Annotated in this window: 13 protein-coding genes; 6 read left to right on the forward strand and 7 right to left on the reverse strand. The window is 67.5% G+C overall.

Annotated features, from left to right (window positions below; genetic code table 11):
* Positions 1-35 precede the first annotated feature (35 nt).
* From FR943_RS10720 to FR943_RS10740, 5 genes are all read right to left on the reverse strand, one after another.
* Positions 36-1,322 carry an amidohydrolase family protein gene (locus tag FR943_RS10720; protein ID WP_217156778.1) on the reverse strand — a complete coding sequence of 429 codons (1,287 nt, stop codon included), beginning with the start codon at positions 1,320-1,322 and terminating at the stop codon, positions 36-38.
* Between the two features lie 36 nt (positions 1,323-1,358).
* Positions 1,359-2,243, reverse strand: coding sequence for an SDR family oxidoreductase (locus tag FR943_RS10725; RefSeq protein WP_217156779.1), 885 nt, complete (start codon positions 2,241-2,243; stop codon positions 1,359-1,361).
* A 40-nt stretch (positions 2,244-2,283) separates the two neighbouring features.
* The gene (locus tag FR943_RS10730; RefSeq protein WP_218045544.1) at positions 2,284-2,421 is read right to left on the reverse strand and encodes a YbdD/YjiX family protein; all 138 of its coding nucleotides are present in this window, start codon (positions 2,419-2,421) and stop codon (positions 2,284-2,286) included.
* Positions 2,421-4,727, reverse strand: coding sequence for a carbon starvation CstA family protein (locus tag FR943_RS10735; protein ID WP_217156783.1), 2,307 nt, complete (start codon positions 4,725-4,727; stop codon positions 2,421-2,423). Before FR943_RS10735 ends, FR943_RS10730 begins: the two co-directional genes overlap by 1 nt.
* 112 nt (positions 4,728-4,839) lie before the next feature.
* Positions 4,840-6,363, reverse strand: coding sequence for an ATP-dependent DNA ligase (locus FR943_RS10740; protein WP_217156784.1), 1,524 nt, complete (start codon positions 6,361-6,363; stop codon positions 4,840-4,842).
* A gap of 225 nt (positions 6,364-6,588) precedes the next feature.
* On the opposite strand from FR943_RS10740, the gene FR943_RS10745 reads away from it, so the two are divergent.
* Together FR943_RS10745 and poxB are read left to right on the forward strand one after the other, a co-directional pair.
* Positions 6,589-7,356, forward strand: a complete 768-nt coding sequence (locus FR943_RS10745; protein WP_217156786.1) for an SDR family NAD(P)-dependent oxidoreductase — start codon at positions 6,589-6,591, stop codon at positions 7,354-7,356.
* An 84-nt stretch (positions 7,357-7,440) separates the two neighbouring features.
* The gene (poxB, locus tag FR943_RS10750) at positions 7,441-9,177 is read left to right on the forward strand and encodes a ubiquinone-dependent pyruvate dehydrogenase (protein WP_217156788.1); all 1,737 of its coding nucleotides are present in this window, start codon (positions 7,441-7,443) and stop codon (positions 9,175-9,177) included.
* A gap of 8 nt (positions 9,178-9,185) precedes the next feature.
* Here the strand turns inward: poxB and FR943_RS10755 are convergent, their stop codons facing one another.
* Entirely contained in the window at positions 9,186-9,860 is a 675-nt protein-coding gene (locus tag FR943_RS10755) for a winged helix-turn-helix transcriptional regulator (protein ID WP_217156795.1), read from the reverse strand.
* A gap of 136 nt (positions 9,861-9,996) precedes the next feature.
* On the opposite strand from FR943_RS10755, the gene FR943_RS10760 reads away from it, so the two are divergent.
* The gene (locus FR943_RS10760; protein ID WP_217156797.1) at positions 9,997-10,812 is read left to right on the forward strand and encodes a class I SAM-dependent methyltransferase; all 816 of its coding nucleotides are present in this window, start codon (positions 9,997-9,999) and stop codon (positions 10,810-10,812) included.
* Between the two features lie 29 nt (positions 10,813-10,841).
* Complete coding sequence (locus tag FR943_RS10765) at positions 10,842-11,906, forward strand: phosphotransferase family protein (protein ID WP_217156799.1); 1,065 nt, start codon at positions 10,842-10,844, stop codon at positions 11,904-11,906.
* Positions 11,907-11,977: 71 nt separating this feature from the next.
* Here FR943_RS10765 and FR943_RS10770 read toward each other — a convergent pair whose 3' ends face one another.
* Positions 11,978-12,739 carry a sulfite exporter TauE/SafE family protein gene (locus FR943_RS10770; protein ID WP_217156801.1) on the reverse strand — a complete coding sequence of 254 codons (762 nt, stop codon included), beginning with the start codon at positions 12,737-12,739 and terminating at the stop codon, positions 11,978-11,980.
* Positions 12,740-12,929: 190 nt separating this feature from the next.
* On the opposite strand from FR943_RS10770, the gene FR943_RS10775 reads away from it, so the two are divergent.
* Both FR943_RS10775 and FR943_RS10780 read left to right on the forward strand, forming a co-directional pair.
* A complete protein-coding gene (locus FR943_RS10775; RefSeq protein WP_217156802.1) occupies positions 12,930-13,427 on the forward strand; it encodes a 2-isopropylmalate synthase in 498 nt (165 codons plus the stop codon).
* Between the two features lie 84 nt (positions 13,428-13,511).
* Positions 13,512-15,158 (forward strand): PE-PPE domain-containing protein, encoded by a 1,647-nt coding sequence (locus FR943_RS10780; protein ID WP_217156803.1) that lies wholly within the window; start codon positions 13,512-13,514, stop codon positions 15,156-15,158.
* Position 15,159: the final 1 nt, after the last annotated feature.

A 15,159-nucleotide genomic window follows, 5' to 3' on the forward strand; every position in this document is an offset into this window, starting at 1 on the left:
GGGGCAGTTTTACGTCTGCTCGCGGTAGAAGGTGACTATTCGGAACCCGAATTGGCCTTCGCCGCGGCCTGCAACGCATCGCCACGGGTGCCGTGCTCATGATGGCTCAACGCCTGGATCGAAACATCATGGCCCTCAGCGGCTTTGCGCAGCGCGCCGACGGTGGCCTGATCGCGTGAGATATGGGTGAACGGGTCGAACGAGTACCAGCGCATGGCGTTCTCGTACGTCATCTTGTTGATCTCGTCGTCCGGGACGTTGTTCTCGGTCAGCACGTCCCACAGCTCTTCCGGTGCGCCCGGCCACATCGAGTCGCTGTGCGGGTAGTCGGCTTCCCAACAGATGTTGTCGATACCGATCTTGTTGCGCAGCGTCACCCCGACCGGGTCGGAGATGAAGCAGGTCAGGAAGTGCTCCCGGAACACCTCCGACGGCAGCTTGCCGCCGAAGTTCTGATGTGTCCAGGTCGAGTGCATCTCGTAGGTACGGTCGACGCGCTCGAGGAAATAGGGAATCCAGCCGGTGCCACCCTCGGACAGCCCGATCTTCAGATCCGGGTAATCCTTGATCGGCTTGGACCACAACAAGTCTGCCGCAGCCTGCACGATGTTCATCGGTTGCAGGGTGATCATCACGTCCAGCGGAGCATCGGGAGCGGTGATGGCCAGTTTGCCGGAGGATCCGATGTGCACGTTGAGCACGGTGTCGGTGTCGCACAACGCCTTCCACAGTGGGGCCCAGTAGTCGTCGTGGAAGCTCGGGTAACCCATCGCGGCCGGGTTCTCGGTGAACGTCAGCGCGTGCACGCCCTTCTTCGACACCCGGCGTACTTCCTCGGCGCAGGCTTCGGCATCCCAGATCACCGGCAGCGCCATCGGGATGAAGCGGGCCGGGTAGGCGCCGCACCACTCATCGATGTGCCAGTCGTTGTAGGCCTGCACCAGCGCCAGGGAGAACTCGTGGTCCTCGGTGGCGAACAGTCGGCCGGCGAAGCCGGGGAACGACGGGAAGCAGATCGAGCCGAGGATGCCGCCGGCGTTCATGTCCTTGACCCGCTCGTCGACGTTGTAGCAACCCTTGCGGATCTCGTCGAGCCCCTGGGGTTCCAGGCCGTACTCCTCCTTCGGGCGGCCGGCCACCGCGTTGAGCGCGACGTTGGGGATCACGATGTCGCGGAACTGCCAGGTATCGCTGCCGTCGGGGTTGTGGACCAGGCGCGGGGCCTCGTCGACGTACTTCTTCGGCAGGTGGTTCTTGAACATGTCAGGTGGTTCGACGATGTGATCGTCCACGCTGATCAGGATCATGTCGTCTTTATTCACGAACGCGCTCCATTCATGACCGCCTTACGGTATGGCTCACAGTTTATCCTCGACACCGGACGGTTGACCCGTTGTTGGGCCGACATATCCGGGTGGATTGGGGGTATCGACCCACAGGTCGATCCGCAGATCGGCGCCGGGCACGCAGTCGTACACCGACAGGTCGGTGACGCCGGCCTCGAGCAGCACGTCTTCACACAGCAGGCTGTGGCCGGTGTAGGACCCTGCCGGCCGGTTGAGCACCGCGTACGCGGCGTCGGAATACACCTCGGGCCGCCGCGAGCGCTTCATCGACTCCTCGCCGCCGCGCAGGTTGCGGATCGCGGCGGTGGCCACGGAGGTGCGTGGCCACAGTGTGTTGGAGGCAATCCCGAAGGGGCGCAGCTCTTCGGCAAGGGCCAACGCGCACAATGACATTCCATATTTGGCCATCATGTAGGCCGTCGGCGTCAGCCACTTCGGTTCGAGCCGGATCGGCGGGGACAGGGTCAGGATGTGCGGATTCCGCCGGCCCTTCATGTGCGGGATGCAGGCCTGCGACACCGCGTAGGTGCCCCGGACCTGAATGCCGTTCATCAGGTCGAACCGCTTGAGCGGCACCTCCTCGATCGAGCCCGTGTTGATGGCTGAGGCGTTGTTGACGCAGATGTCGATCCCGCCGAACTGTGCCACCGACTTGGCCACCGCCTCGGCCACGGCGGCCCCGTCGCGGATGTCTCCGACGATCGGCAACGCGTGGCCGCCCGCCTCCTCGATTTCTTTGGCCGCGGTGTAGACGGTGCCCGGCAGCTTGGGGTGCGGTTCCGCGGTTTTGGCGATCAGGGCGATGTTGGCCCCGTCGGCGGCAGCGCGTTTGGCGATGGCCAGGCCGACGCCGCGACTGCCGCCGGAGATGAACAGCGTCTTCCCGGAGAGCGACATACTGAAAAGCTTACAGTATGAGCATTGGGGCGCTGCCGGCTCAGCAGCAGTGAGCCCCCGGGTTGGCCTCGGCGGCGCGATGGCGCATCTTCCAGTACTCCCGCTCCGACAGCACCGCTTCACCGGGGTGGGTCTGCTCCCGGTGTGTCACATAGCGCCGATAGTGGTTGTCTCCCATCAGGGATGAGCAGTACCAGCCGACGTGGCGTGCGGCCTGGAGTGTGCTCCGGGCAAGGCGTCCCACTGCTTCTGCACCTCCTTCTCAACTGGTGTGGCGATCAGGCCCGATGGTGCGAAGATGCGCGACGGCACTTCCTCGTCGACCGCCAGCGGCCGCCCGGATCCGCGCAGCGCCCGCAGCGCGACCACGACACCGGCGACGAACACCACCAGCACCACCGCCGCGAACACCACCGACAACGTGCCCTGGATGAAGGTGTTGCGGATGACCGCATCGAGCTGACCGGCATCCTTGGCCGCGCCGAACGCGGTCTGCCCGGCGTCGCGGGCGTTGCGGTACTGGAAATGTTGGGTCCAGTAGCCGACCTTGGGATCGCCCGAGAAGATCTTCTGCCACGACGCCGTCATGGTCACCACCAGATCCCACAGCAGCGGAATCCCGGGAATCCAGGCCCATTTCACCAACCCCCGCTTGATCACCACCACGGTGACCACCGTCAGCGCGATCGCGGCGAGCAACTGGTTGGCGATACCGAACAGCGGGAACAGCGTGTTGATGCCGCCGAGAGGGTCGGTCACGCCCATGAGCAGGATCGAGCCCCACGCGGCGACCACGATCACGCTGCAGGTCCATGCGCCCACCCGCCAGCTCGGGTTGCGCAGCTTCTTCAGCGGCCCGCCGAGGTTGCTCAGCCCGTCCGACAGCATGAACCGGGCGACCCGGGTGCCGGCGTCGACGGTGGTGAGGATGAACAGCGCCTCGAACATGATCGCGAAGTGGTACCAGAAGGCCTTGAGACCGGCCCCGCCGAACACCTGGTGCAGCACCTCGGACATTCCGAAGGCCAGGGTGGGCGCGCCGCCGGTGCGCGACACGACCGACTGCTCACCTACCCCCTCGGCGGCGGCGGTGATCTCCTGCGCAGTGATCGGCTCGCCCGACAGGCCCAGCCCGTTGACGTAATCGGCGGCCGTCTGGGCGGTGGTGCCGGTGGCTGCCGTCGGTGCGTTGATCGCAAAGTAGAGGTGCTGGTTGAGGATCGCCGCGGTGATCAGGGCCATGATGGCGACGAAGGATTCGGTGAGCATGCCGCCGTAACCGATCAGCCGCATCTGGCTTTCCTTCTCCAGCAGCTTGGGCGTGGTGCCCGAGGAAATCAGGGCGTGAAAGCCCGACAGGGCCCCGCAGGCGATGGTGATGAACAGGAACGGGAACAGCGAGCCGGCGAACACCGGGCCGGTGCCACTGGCGGCGAACTGCGACAGCGCCGGCGCCTCCATCACCGGACGGGCGATCACGATGCCGATGGCCAGCAGCGCGATGGTGCCGACCTTCATGAACGTCGACAGGTAGTCGCGCGGGGCCAGCAGCAGCCACACCGGCAGTACCGAGGCGGCCAGGCCGTACACGATCACGCACCATGACAGCGTGACCTTGGACAGCGTGAACCAGTCGGCGCCCCAAGAGGTTTCGGCTACCCAACCGCCGGAGATCACCGCGAGCAGCAGCAGGGCGACGCCGATCAGCGACACCTCCGAGACCCGGCCGGGGCGGAAGAAGCGCAGATACAGGCCCATGAAGATGGCGATCGGGATCGTCATCGCGATCGAGAACACGCCCCACGGGCTCTCGGCCAGCGCGTTGACCACCACCAGGGCCAGCACCGCCAGCAGGATCACCATGATCACCAGCACGCCGACGATCGCCGCCACGCCGCCGACCGCGCCGAGCTCGTCACGCGCCATCTGGCCCAGCGAACGTCCGCGCCGGCGCACCGAGATCGACAGCACCAGGTAGTCCTGCACGCAGCCGGCCAGGACCGCGCCCACGATGATCCAGATCGTTCCGGGCAGGTAGCCCATCTGCATGGCCAGCACCGGGCCGACCAGTGGACCCGCACCGGCGATGGCGGCGAAGTGGTGGCCGAACAGCACCCGCCGATCGGTGGGCATGTAGTCGGTGCCGTTCTCGAAAAGCTCTGCCGGAGTGGCATTGTCGTCGCGAGGACGGACGATCTTCATCTCGATCAGCCGGGCGTAGAACCGGAAACCGATCACATAGGTGCAGATCGCGGCGATGACGAACCACACCGCGTTGACCGTCTCACCGCGAAAGAAGGCGATCACCGCCCAGGCCAGGGCACCCAGCACCGCGACGATCGCGAAGATCGCCTTGTGTTTGGCGGTGATCGGAGAGCGGTCGACGATCGCCACCGGCGGAAGCGCCGCGTCGGTGCGAATGTACGTGACGTCGCCGTCGTGCTCCTCGATGCGACCCGCTGGTGGGGCATCCGGTGTTGCCACGGTCTCTCCTCGCTCGTCCACGGTGCTCTGGTTTCTGCCGCGACGATCTTTTCATCGAGCCAATTCGCACGCCATCGAAACCCGGTTTCCGACCTCCGAACCCGAGGTCAGCTCAGGTGAGGAAGGCGCGCACGGTGTCGATTGTGTCCGCTTGCCCGGGCGGCTTGTCGTCGCGATAGCGCAGCACCCTGGCGAAGCGCAGCGCGACACCACCCGGGTACCGGCTGGACCGTTGGACCCCGTCGAACGCGATTTCGACGACCTGCTCGGGCCGGACCGTGACGACCCAGCCGTCGTCGGCGATCTGCAGTTCCCGGAACCGCTCGGTCTGCCAGGCCAACATGGCATCGGTCATGCCCTTGAACGTCTTGCCCAGCATCACGTACCCGCCGGAATCCGGATCCCGGGCGCCGAGATGGATGTTGGACAGCTTGCCGGTGCGCCGGCCGGATCCGTGCTCGACGGCGAGCACCACCAGATCCAGCGTGTGCACCGGCTTGACCTTGAGCCACCCGGCGCCGCGGCGGCCGGCCTCATACGGGGCGCTCGGCGACTTGGCCATCACCCCCTCATGGCCGGCGGCCAGGGTGCGGTCCAGGAACTGCTGTGCGACGGCGGCGTCGGAGGTGACGACGCGATCGACGCGCCGGTGTCCGGGGACGAGCCGATCCAGGGCCGCCAGGCGTTGCTCGGTGGGCAGGTCGAGCAGGTCCTGGCCGTCCACGTGCAGCAGGTCGAAGTAGAACACCGACAGCGGTTCGAGGGTGTTGGGTGTCTTGCGACCGAATCGGGCCGCCGTGACCTGAAACGGGTGTGGTCGCCCATCAGGGCGCAGGGCAATGGCTTCGGCGTCGGCGATCAGATCGGTGGCCGGCAGGGCCAGGGTTGCCGCGACCACCTCGGGTAGTCGATGCGTGACCACCTCGAGGCTGCGGGTGTACACCGACACCTCCGGTCCCCGGCGGTGGATCTGAACCCGGGCCCCGTCGAGTTTGGCCTCCAGAATCGCTGTGCCGCCGAGCCGTTCGAGTGCGTCGGCAACGTCGGTTGCGGTCTGCGCCAGCATCGGCCCGACCGGGCGGGTGACCTGCAGGCTGAACTCGGCCAGGGCGTCGCGGCCACCGGTCAATGCCGCTGCGGACACCGCGGGCAGGTCGCCGGCCAACATGGCCGCGCGGCGAACCTCGGTGGCCGGGATGTCGGAGGCGCGGGCCACCGCGTCGGTCATCACCCCGGCCAGCGCGCCCTGGCGAAGTTCGCCGCTGAGCAGCCGCCGCAGGAAGGTCTGCTCGTCTTTGGTGGCGGTACGGAACAACTCGTGGACGAGTTCGGCGCGCAACGCCTGCGAGCCTTTCCCGGCGACCGCGCCGATCCGGGTGAACCGCTCGTCCACCCCGTCGACCGTCAACTCCGGCGTCGCGGCCGGGGCCGGCAGCGAGCGCAACGTCGCCCAGCCCACCCCGATCTGGCGCTGGGGGAGTTCGCCGGACAGCCAGGACACCGCCACGATCACCGAGCGGGCGTCGCCCTCGGCGGCGATGAGGCTCAGCAGGTTGGCGATGCGGTCGACCTTGGCCAGCCGCGCCGATGCCTTCGCGATGTCGGCGGATGCGGCAGCGATGTCGGCGAGCAACACGTCGTCAGCCTGCCACGGGGTCCGGACATTCTTCGAGACGAAATTTTTCGCACGCTCGCCGGGCCGTGAGCGACGGCAAAATGTCGGTGAACTGCGGCGCGTCGGGGGGCAGGCACGCACACTCGCGGTGCTGGGGGAGCAAAAGGTGGAACCCGAAAGGCTTACGGGAAGGGTTCATGGGTTAGGTTGCTTTACGATTTCGGTCATTTTTGGAAAGGAAGCTAGATGGAGATCGAGGGCAAGAAGGCTGTCGTCGTCGGCGGTGCGTCGGGCTTCGGCCGGGCCACCGCTGAGGCATTGGCCAAGCGTGGCGCCAGCGTGGCGGTCCTGGACCGCCCCCAGTCGAAGGGCCGCGAAGTGGCCGACGAGATCGGTGGCTCGTTCTACGAGGTCGACGTCACCGACTTCGACGGCACCGAAAAGGTGCTCGACGAGGTCGTGAAGGCGCTGGGTGGGCTGCACATCGCGGTCACCACGGCCGGAGGTGGGATCGGGGAGCGCACGGTCAAGAAGGACGGCCCGCACGACCTGGCCTCGTTCCGGTCCACCATCGACCTCAACCTGATCGGCACGTTCAACATCAGCCGGCTCGCCGCGTGGCACATGAGCAAGAACGAGCCGGTCGACGCCGAGGCCGAGGAGCGCGGCGTCATCATCAACACCGCCTCGATCGCGGCGTTCGAGGGCCAGATCGGCCAGGTCGCCTACACCGCCTCCAAGGCCGCCATCGCCGGGATGTGCCTGACCATGGCGCGTGACCTGGGCAGCCTGGGCATCCGGGCGCTGGCCATCGCCCCGAGCCTGTTCGCCACCGGTCTGACCGAGGGCATCCCCGACGAGTTCGCCAAGGTCCTGACCAAGGATGCGGCGTTCCCCAAGCGTCTGGGCAAGCCCGACGAGTACGCCAAGCTCGCGGTGGCGATCGTGGAGAACCCGATGCTCAACGGCCAGTGCATCCGCCTGGATGCCGGTCAGCGTTTCGCGCCCAAGTAGATTCGCCCCGACGTAAGGTGATCTAGGCGTGATCGGTCGCGTCAACGCGGCCCTCACGCCTAGATCGCATACGGGGAGGCGTGCATGGCGACCATTGCGGACCAGGTCATCTCGGTACTGTCACTCAGTGGCGTACAGCGGGTCTACGGACTCCCGGGCGACAGTCTCAACGGATTCACCGACGCCATCCGCCGCAACGGCGAGATCACCTGGGAACACGTCCGTCACGAGGAGACCGCCGGATTCGCCGCGGCCGCCGACGCCGCGCTGACCGGCCAGCTGGCCGTGTGCGCGGGCAGTTGCGGCCCGGGCAACCTGCACCTGATCAACGGGCTGTTCGACGCGCATCGCAGCCGAGTTCCGGTGCTGGCCATCGCCGCCCACATTCCACGCGCCGAGATCGGGTCGGAGTACTTCCAGGAAACCCATCCGCAGGAACTGTTCCGCGAGTGCAGTGTGTACTGCGAACTCGTGAGCACCCCCGAGATGGCGCCCCGCATCCTGGAGATGGCCATGCGAGCGGCCGTCGAGGAGAACGGCGTCGCCGTCGTCGTCGTGCCCGGCGAGATCTTCCTGCAGCGCGCTGTCGAGACCGGGTGGGCCGCCCGGCCGGTGCGACCGACCCGGTCGATCGTGCGTCCCGACGACGAGTCGGTGCGCCGCGCCGCTGACATCCTCAATGCGGCCCAGCGCGTCACCATTCTGGGTGGGGCCGGCGTCGCCGGTGCGCACGACGCCCTGGTCGAATTGGCCTCGACCCTGCAGGCGCCGGTCGTACATGCGTTGCGCGGCAAGGAATTCATCGAGTACGACAACCCCTACGACGTCGGGATGACGGGGCTGCTCGGCTTCGCCTCCGGGTACAAGGCCATCAAGGAAGCCGACACCCTGCTGATGTTGGGCACCGACTTCCCCTACCAGCAATTCCTTCCCGAAGGCGCCACCATCGTCCAGGTCGATATCCGCGGACGTAACCTCGGCCGGCGAGTCCCGATCGACCTGGGTCTGCGTGGCAGTGTCCGCGACACCCTGGCCGCGCTGCAGCCCTTACTGAAGGCCAAGACCGACCGCGAGCATCTGGATCGGTCACTGCGGCACTACGCCAAGACCCGCTCGACACTGGACTCGTTGGCGGTCAACGATCGGGACAAGACCCCGATCCGACCGGAATACGTTGCCGGACTTGCCAACCGGCTTGCCACCGACGACGCGGTCTTCACCTGCGACGTCGGCTCCCCGGTGGTGTGGGCGGCGCGGTATCTGACCATGAACGGGCGGCGCCGGCTGGTCGGGTCGTTCAACCACGGCACCATGGCCAACGCGCTGCCGCACGCGATCGGTGCGCAGACGGCGTTCGGAGGCCGGCAGGTGGTCGCGCTGGCCGGTGACGGCGGCCTGACCATGCTCTTCGGTGAGCTGGTGACCCTGATCCAGAATCGATTGCCGGTCAAAGTCATCGTGTTCAACAATTCCTCGCTGAACTTCGTTGAGCTGGAGATGAAAGCCGCGGGCATCGTCACGTTCGGCACCGATCTGGTGAACCCCGACTTCGCCGCGGTGGCCCAGTCCATGGGCATGTTCGGCCGCAGGGTCACCGAGCCGGCAGATCTCGAGCGCGCCATCGCCGACGCGTTCGCCCACGACGGACCCGCGGTCGTCGACGTCCTCACTGCGCGCCAGGAGATGTCGATCCCGCCGGCAATCACCGTCGAGCAAGCCAAGGGCTTCTCGCTGTATGCGATCCGCACCATCATGGCCGGGCGCGCCGACGAACTCCTCGACCTGGTCACCACCAACGTCGCCCGCCGCATCCTGGACTGATTTGTCGATCAGGCCGGGCGGGGGATGGCGGCTGCGGTGCTCTGTCCCAGCCATTTCGGGATGGCCCGCCGCACCTCGGCCGAACCCGACAGCGCGACGCTGCCGTCGAGCAGGGCCCGTGCCCAACTGACATCACCGCGCCAGATCTCGGTCAACGTGCGCAGGCTGGTCGAAACGGTGCCGGCCACCTCATGACCCGGATCGAAATCGCAGACATCGGCCTGCCCGTCGGCCACCACCAGCCACCACCGCGACGCCTTGGCCGCCACGCCGTCGAGGATGAACGCCACGGTGGTGCGCGAACCCGGCCAGTTCTGCAGCGGAACAGTGCGGCGCATGTCCCACATCAGCAGGTGCGGATCGAGATCCTGCTCGCCGAGTTCGCCAATCCAGCGCACGCCCCACGTACCCAGCGCATCGACCACGCCGGCCAGCTCCTGGCCGCAGGCGGTGAGGGAATAGCTTGTCCGCCCGTCGATTTCGGAACGCTCGATCACCCCGGCCCGGCTCAGCGACTTCAGCCGCTTGGACAGCAGCGCCGGTGACATCTTGGGGAGCCCGCGCCGCAGATCGTTGAAGTGTGCACTGCCGCGCAGCAGTTCCCGGACCACCAGCAGGGTCCAGCGTTCGTCGAGCAGCTCCATGGCCTTGGCCACGGGACAGAACTGGCCATATGTCGACATCGGCGATCTACCTCTCTAGCAGTGCCCGCAGTCTCCCAAGTACACCGCGCCCGGGGCGTCGAAGCCAGTACAGATCCGGTACTGGAACGGCCGGCCGCCCCGATCGACGATGGAGTCCTAGCAAAGGAGCGATGCCATGAACGTCACGACTGCTGACGGTGAACTTGAGGCCAAACACCGGGCGCTGTGGGCGCTGGGTGACTACGCGGAGATCGCCGCGACCATCGTGCACCCGCTCGGACCGGTGCTGGTCGAGGCAGTCGGGATCGGGCCCGGTGACGGGGTGCTGGATGTGGCGGCCGGGACGGGCAACGTCGCCATCCCGGCCGCGGCGGCCGGGGCGCGGGTGTGCGCCGGCGACCTGTGCCCGGAACTGGTCGACCAGGGCCGCCGGCGGAGCGCGGAAGCCGGTCTGAGCATCGACTGGACCGAGGCCAACGCCGAAACGCTGCCCTACCCCGACGACTCGTTCGACGCGGTGCTGTCCTGCATCGGGGTGATGTTCGCCCCCCACCACCGGCGCGCCGCCGACGAACTCCTGCGGGTCACCCGCCCCGGTGGCTGGATCGGACTGATCTCTTGGACCCCAACGGGTTTCATCGGGCAACTGTTCGCCACGATGAAGCCGTATGTGCCCGCACCGCCGCCGGGGACCTCCCCGCCGCCGCTGTGGGGCGACGAGGATTACCTGCGGGCACTGTTGGGCGACCGGGTCGGTGACTGCACCTGTGAGCGGCGCGAACTCGACGTCTACGCGTATGCCGATGGCGCGGAGTTCCGCGACCACTTCAAGGCCACCTACGGCCCCACGATCTCGGCGTACCGGGCGATTGCGGCCGACGGTGAGCGGGTCGCGGCGCTGGACGCCGAGATCGCCGCGCTCGGCGACCGGTACCGCACCCGATCCTCGATGCCGTGGGAATACCTGCTGACCGTGGCGAAGAAGCGTTGAGCTGACCGGGCAACTGGCACGATGGCTGCATGTCCGACGACGCAGCCCAGTTGCCCACACTCAGCGCCGGCGACCAGGAGGCCATCGGTAGCTGGCTACGGGCCCAGGGGATCGGGACCACCCTGACCGATGTGGCGCCGCTGACCGGTGGGACCCAGAACATCGTGGTGGGCATGAGCGTCGACGGACGCCGAATGGTGTTGCGGCGTCCACCTTTACACCCGCGACCGACCAGCGACAAGACCATGCTGCGTGAGATCGCGGTGCTGCGCACCCTGGCCGGCTCCGGCGTGCCGCACCCGGCTTTCATCGCGGCCTGCACCGACCTCGAGGTGATCGGCGTGGTGTTCTACCTGATGGAGGAGGTCGACGGATTCAACCCGGGCACCGAGGTGAGCCCGGCGTATGTGGCCGATGCCGGACTGCGCCACCGAGTCGGGCTGTCGTACGCGGGCAGCCTGGCCCAGTTGGGCAACGTGGCGTGGGAGGACAGCGAACTGGCCGCCATCCGCCGGCCTGGATCTTTTCTGGACCGCCAAGTTCCGCAATTCCTCGGGCTGCTCGACAGCTACCGCCACGAGCACTATTCGCCCGAGTCGCTGACCGGGGTGGGGGAGTTGGCGCAGTGGTTGGCCGACAACCGTCCGCCGGATGCGCAGCCGGGCATCATGCACGGCGACGCCCACCTGAACAATGTGCTGTTGTGTTGGGACACACCGGAACTGGCGGCATTCATCGACTGGGAGATGTGCACCGTCGGCGATCCGTTGCTCGACCTCGGGTGGATGCTGGTCTGCTGGCCCGACGACCCCAACCCGATCAACGCGGGCTCGGCCCTGGCCGCGCTCGGTGGACTGGCCCGCCGCGGCGAACTCATCGAGGCCTATCGCGCGGCGGGCGGCCGGCGGACCGACCGGCTGGATTGGTATGTGGCGCTGGCCTGTTTCAAACTCGGCATCGTCATCGAGGGCACCTGGTCGCGGTACCTGGCCGGCCGGGCCAGCCGCGAAGCAGGTGAGCAGTTGCACGCGTCGGCGGAGAATCTCGTCGCATTGGGGATCCGGGTCACCAAGGGCGACAACCCGTTCGACTAGCCTGCGAGCAGACGCTCCGGCCCCCCGATTGGGGTGTTTTCGGGTGCCGGAGCGACTGCTCGCCGGGGAAATCAGTACGTGTCGAGGGCGAGCTTGACGGCCAGGGCGACGCCGGCCGCGCCGATCAGCCATCGCAGCGGAGTGGCCGGCGCATGCCGCACGATCACCGGGCCCAGACGTGAACCGATCAGGCACCCGAGGCCCAAGGGCAGCACCGCCGGCCAGTACACCGGGGCGACGACCATGAACGCCACCGCTGCCACCGCATTGGCCACGCCGAGGATCACATTCTTGGCGGCGTTGGCATGCGCCAGCGTCGCACCACCGCTCCGCAGCAGCAGAGCCAGGAGTAGCACCCCGGCGGCGGCACCGAAATAGCCCCCGTAGATGGTGATCAGGAAGATGGCGCCGGCCTCCACGGCGGCCTTGATCCGATGCGCACGATGATCGGCCACCCGGGCGGACTGCTGAGCCCGGCGCGGGAGCAGGATCGCCAACGCCGCGAACGCCAGCAGCACCGGCACCACCCGCTCGAAGCCCTCCGCCGGCGTACACAGCAGCAGGGCCGCGCCCGCCGCCCCACCGGCCACCGCGATGGGGATGACGCGTTTGATCCAGGCCCGCTGTCCGGCGAGCTCGGGGCGTGACCCGAGGATCGAACCGACACCGTTGAACACCAGCGCCACGGTGTTGGTCACGTTCGCGGTGACCGGGGGCAGGCCGATCAGCAGCAACGCCGGATAGGTGGCCACCGAGGCCAGGCCGGCGATGCTGCCGGTGAGCCCCCCGCCGATCCCGGCCACCACAAGCAGGATGACCTCGCCGACGGTCATGACGCTTCCACCTCGCAGAGACTACGGAGTCAGAGCGTTTGCGCGACCTGCCGGGCTGCGTCTAGCATCGCCAACGTGCCAAGGCGACTCGTAGTAGCAACCCGCAGCGGGGTCTGATCAGACCGACCCCTCGCTGTGGGTCGTTCGCTACTTCGTCGGTCACTTCCTCTGAGCAAGAGACGGCCGGCACATGAACCACACTTCACCAGCACCGCACCCGGGTAATCCGACGTCGTTCGCGGCTCACTTCGCCACGCCGCTGCCCCGCGCCCTGCGCGCTGTCGGCGAGTCGGCATCCTGGGAACAGTTCCTCGGCGAGTACACCGCTGCCCCGGGGCCCGTCCGATTGGGCCAGTGGACCTGCACCGACGCCAATCGTCCGGCGGCCAGGTTGGGCCCCCAGGTCCGGCACTACCAGGCCACGTTGGCCGTGGGCGACACGATCAACACATCGAGCGCCGCCGCCAGCGGACCCATCGCCGCCCTGACCGAGATGCTCCACGCATGCGGGATCACGGTCGAAACGGTGTCCTTCCACCAATTGCCGACAGACGGCCAGACCGCCACCTTCATCGAAGGCTGCGACGGCTTGCGCAGTGAATGGGCGATGGGGCTGGCCGGCGACCCCGAACAGTCGGCGCTGCGGGCGGTGATCGCCTGCGCCAACCGGCTGATGGCGGCGGCCTGAGCGAACCACCCGCCTCGGTGCGGGCCGGGAAGTAGCGTCTCCGTAGGCTGTCCGCCGGGGCGGGGCAGATGGGGAGGGACTCTGGTGAGATCGGGATGGGCGCTCGTGGCGGCTGCCGCGGCGAGCTGCACGGTGGCGGCGGTCACGGCGACACAACTCTGGGTGGTGCCGAGCAACCGGTCCGCCGAGTTGCTGGCCAAGACGATCCTGGCGATGGGCGGCAATGGCAACGGCACCGGGCTGCTGATGCAGAACGAGCTCGACGGATACATCAATCCGGGGGATGCGAACTACGGGCTGTGCGCGACGGGGGCGGATTGCACGGGCGACCAGTTCCAGATCGCCACGTGGAACGCGACCGCCTGGACGCCGGCCTCGGACTTCGATCGCCAGCAGGCCGACGGTGTCGACAGCCTGGACCGCCAGCTACGTCAGGCGCTGGCCGCCGAGAAGGCGAAGGAGGACGGCGACGAACCAGACGGGGAGGCACGTGTCGTCGTGGTCGGCTACTCATCGAGCGCCGATGTCGTCCTGAAGGAAATACAGGCGCTGCAGGCGCAGCTTGATGCCGGCGACTCGAATGCGCTCAAACCCGACGAGGTCAGCTTCCTGGTGATGGGTAACCCCAATCGGCCCAACGGCGGGATCCTGGCCCGGTTTCCGGCGTTCACGCTGCCCATCGCCGGGGTGACGTTCGGCGGCAGCAGCCCCCACACCGACTATCAGATCACCGACATCAGCTGGGAATACGACCTGGCCTCCGATGCGCCGGCCTATCTGAATCCGCTGTCGTTCGCCAACGGCGTGCTCGGCTTCTTTTACCAGCACAGCTTCTACTTCGGGTTGGACCCCAACACCACCGACACCGACTCGGTGGTGTTCGACGGCTACGACGACAACGGAAATCGCTACATCACGATCTCCGCGCGACACCTGGCGCTGCTGCAACCGCTCTACGACATCGGTGTGCCCATCCGGATTCTCGACGCTGTCGAGCCCACGCTGAAAGTGCTCATCGACCTCGGCTACGACCGCGACACGAAGCCCTGGGAAACCAAGCGACTCGCGCTCGCGCCGCCACCCGCACAGGTCGCCGCTGCGATGCCCGAATTGCAGAAGGCGCTGACCGAAGGTGCCCAGATTGCGCTGGGACTCAAGGAACCGCCGTCGGCTGACGACCCGGATACCGAGAACGCCACCCTGGCGGTCATCGAGAACGTGCTCGGTGGCTTCCTGAAGGAAGGGTCGTGGGACACCGTCAAGACCACGATCGAGAACACCTTCGGGATCTCGTTGCCCGATCTGCCCGGTGCCCCGGAGGGCCAGGCCGGTGCGCCTGCGGAGGCGACGCGCGGGGCGGTCGCGCCGACCCCGCAGGCCGACGATGCCGGCGCGCCGGCCGAGCTGCCGACCGCGCGTCGCGTGGCCGTACAGGATGAGGCGAGGCCGACCCGCGCCCAGGTCGTGCGCGGCACCGACCATCGTCACAGCAATCCGGTGGGGCGCAAGGGCGAACGGACGGTTGTTGCCGGGGTCGACGCGATGACCGAGGCATCAGACCGCCGGCCGGGCCGAAGCTCGGCACACTCAGCTCACAAGGTTGCCACGCGGTCACGGGTCGGGACCAAGTTCGGTCCGGCGAAGGACCAGACCGCGAAGGACCAGACCGCGAAGAACAAGGCGACCAGTCACAAGGCCGCGAGGAGCAAGGCCGCCGCATCGACCGACTGAC

It is taken from the genome of [Mycobacterium] fortunisiensis (assembly GCF_019050325.1).
GTDB lineage: Bacteria > Actinomycetota > Actinomycetes > Mycobacteriales > Mycobacteriaceae > Mycobacterium > Mycobacterium fortunisiensis.

What these genes read in the sequence shown, in the direction of transcription:
- FR943_RS10725 (WP_217156779.1), bottom strand. Translation starts at nt 2,243, where the DNA reads ATGTCGCTCTCCGGGAAGACGCTGTTCATCTCCGGCGGCAGTCGCGGC.
- FR943_RS10730 (WP_218045544.1), bottom strand. Translation starts at nt 2,421, where the DNA reads ATGGGAGACAACCACTATCGGCGCTATGTGACACACCGGGAGCAGACC.
- FR943_RS10745 (WP_217156786.1), top strand. Translation starts at nt 6,589, where the DNA reads ATGGAGATCGAGGGCAAGAAGGCTGTCGTCGTCGGCGGTGCGTCGGGC.
- poxB (WP_217156788.1), top strand. Translation starts at nt 7,441, where the DNA reads ATGGCGACCATTGCGGACCAGGTCATCTCGGTACTGTCACTCAGTGGC.
- FR943_RS10755 (WP_217156795.1), bottom strand. Translation starts at nt 9,860, where the DNA reads ATGTCGACATATGGCCAGTTCTGTCCCGTGGCCAAGGCCATGGAGCTG.
- FR943_RS10760 (WP_217156797.1), top strand. Translation starts at nt 9,997, where the DNA reads ATGAACGTCACGACTGCTGACGGTGAACTTGAGGCCAAACACCGGGCG.
- FR943_RS10765 (WP_217156799.1), top strand. Translation starts at nt 10,842, where the DNA reads ATGTCCGACGACGCAGCCCAGTTGCCCACACTCAGCGCCGGCGACCAG.
- FR943_RS10770 (WP_217156801.1), bottom strand. Translation starts at nt 12,739, where the DNA reads ATGACCGTCGGCGAGGTCATCCTGCTTGTGGTGGCCGGGATCGGCGGG.
- FR943_RS10775 (WP_217156802.1), top strand. Translation starts at nt 12,930, where the DNA reads ATGAACCACACTTCACCAGCACCGCACCCGGGTAATCCGACGTCGTTC.